We start from the raw sequence: 1,899 nt of genomic DNA on the forward strand, positions 1-1,899 counted from the left end.
CCGCTGGCCTCGGTCTGGCCCTCTTCGTAGTCGAAGCGCACCAGCGCGTCCTGGTTGGCGACGAACAGGCCATCGTCGATCAGCGCCAGGCCGTAAGGAGCATTCAGGTCCTCGGCGAAGATGGACTGCTGGTAAGTGCCATCATTGTTGGGGCGTAGAAGCGTCAGCCGGTCACCGCTTTCCACCGAGGTGTTGCCCTGGTCCTTGATGTAGCCGGCGATGACGTCCTTGGGCTTGAGCTTGGCAGCGTTTCCGCCGCTGCCTTCCGCCACCAGGATATCGCCGTTCGGCAGTACCAGGGTCTGGCGGGGCACTTTCAGGTCGGTACCGATGGCAGAGATCGTGTAGCCCTCGGGCACGGTAGGAAGCTGATCCCCCCATTCGGCGGGCTCGGGAACCGTCATGTCCGGCAGCAGCCCCCGCTGAGGTTCCGGCAGCGTGGGGTCAGGACCGTAAGGCCGCTCGACGGCTCCGGCACCGGTGGCGATCAGGAGCGCACAGAGCGCAGGCAAGGGCGTGATGCGCGAATGGCTCATGAGGTCACTCCTTCGGTGTCGACACGTTTTCTTGCAAAACCCAGAAACAGCGCCGCCAGGGTCATGACGACGATCACCACCGAGAGGACCAGCCCCGTCGGCATCATCGCCCAGGCATCGCGGGCGTGTATCAAGGCGTTGATGAAGCCCAGTACCCAGGTCACCACCAGCAGCGCCAGGTAGGCCAGCGCCAGCGGCGAGCGGCGAGCGGCGCGAAACAGGCCGACCACGGCGGCCAAAATCGCCAGGCCGTTGAACACCAGGGCGCCGGCGATCAGCCAGGAAGCAAAGGTGCTCCACTGGATATGGTAGCTCACCGAATAGGTGTAGTCGCACAGCGCCGCGCCGAGATAGAGCGGCAGCATGCCGGCCAGCAGCACGGCGTGAAGCGGATGGATATCGCTTCGGTAGATCGAGTGGGGGGACGCCATCATGGGGCTTTCTCCTTGATCGGGGGCCGGTACGGTCGCGTTCGGTGCCCGGGTGTGGCAAAGGCCAAGGCCATCAAGGTGAGTATAGGAGAGCCTGCAGGCATCGCGAACCGAATGACACCGAAAAGTCGTGTTCGTTATTTGACACGCGGAATTTTTTGTGTGCCTGCATAAGTCACTGTTTAGAAAGTGAAACGATTTCTTGAACTAATGTCTAAGCACGTTTTAATGCCACTTTAATCAAACACATAAGCGATCTTGGCAAGGGTGGTTGGATTTTTATATTGTTTTTTTCAATTGCGCCGATAGGATGCCGAAAAAGAAAACGAGATTTTCGAAATGGAAAACGTGGCCGCGGCCGGGCCGGCGCTCGGGCCAGCGGACGAATCGGCATCTGACATAGTTGGGTAACAATGCTTGCAACGATTTTTCTGCACGAGATAGCGGGTACGGCCGTATTGACGCTGCTGGGTTGCGGGGTAGTGGCGAACGTGCTGCTGAACGGCACCAACGGCAAGGGGAGCGACGGTATCGTCATCTTCTTCGGCTGGGGGCTTGCGGTGTTCTGCGCCGTCTACGTGGCCTACGACACCGGCGCCCACATCAACCCGGCGGTGACGCTGGCGCTGCTGGTGAGCCCGGCCAGCGAGTACGCGCCGAACATTCCGATCACCATAGCCACGACGCTTGCCTACTTGAGTGCGGAGTTCATCGGCGCCTTCATCGGTGCGCTGGTCTGCTATCTGGCCTACAAGAAGCATTACGACGCCACCGACGACGCCGGCGCCGTGCTCGCCACCTTCTCCACCGGCCCGGCGATTCCCGCAAAGGGCTGGAATCTGGTGACCGAAATCATCGGTACCTTCGTGCTGATCTTTGTCATTATCATGTTCGGCAACACGCCTTCCGGGCTCGGGCCGCTGGCGGTGGCG

Annotated in this window: 2 protein-coding genes and 1 pseudogene; 1 reads left to right on the forward strand and 2 read right to left on the reverse strand. The window is 60.8% G+C overall.

The features are described 5' to 3' along the window. Both BIS11_RS16370 and BIS11_RS16375 read right to left on the reverse strand, forming a co-directional pair. Positions 1–536, reverse strand: a pseudogene (locus tag BIS11_RS16370) (sorbosone dehydrogenase family protein); the annotation flags it as partial. Continuing rightward, positions 533–970, reverse strand: coding sequence for a DUF2231 domain-containing protein (locus BIS11_RS16375; RefSeq protein ID WP_253424911.1), 438 nt, complete (start codon positions 968–970; stop codon positions 533–535). The pseudogene BIS11_RS16370 and the gene BIS11_RS16375, both read right to left, overlap by 4 nt. 410 nt (positions 971–1,380) lie before the next feature. On the opposite strand from BIS11_RS16375, the gene BIS11_RS16380 reads away from it, so the two are divergent. After that, a partial coding sequence (locus BIS11_RS16380) for an MIP/aquaporin family protein (RefSeq protein ID WP_253586560.1) occupies positions 1,381–1,899 on the forward strand: 519 nt, incomplete at its 3' end.

Origin of the sequence: Halomonas sp. 707D4 (genome assembly GCF_024158685.1) — a bacterium.
Lineage (GTDB): Bacteria > Pseudomonadota > Gammaproteobacteria > Pseudomonadales > Halomonadaceae > Vreelandella.

Bases quoted from the DNA above. Each gene is read 5' to 3' on its own strand.
- BIS11_RS16375 (WP_253424911.1), bottom strand. From the start codon at position 970: ATGATGGCGTCCCCCCACTCGATCTACCGAAGCGATATCCATCCGCTT.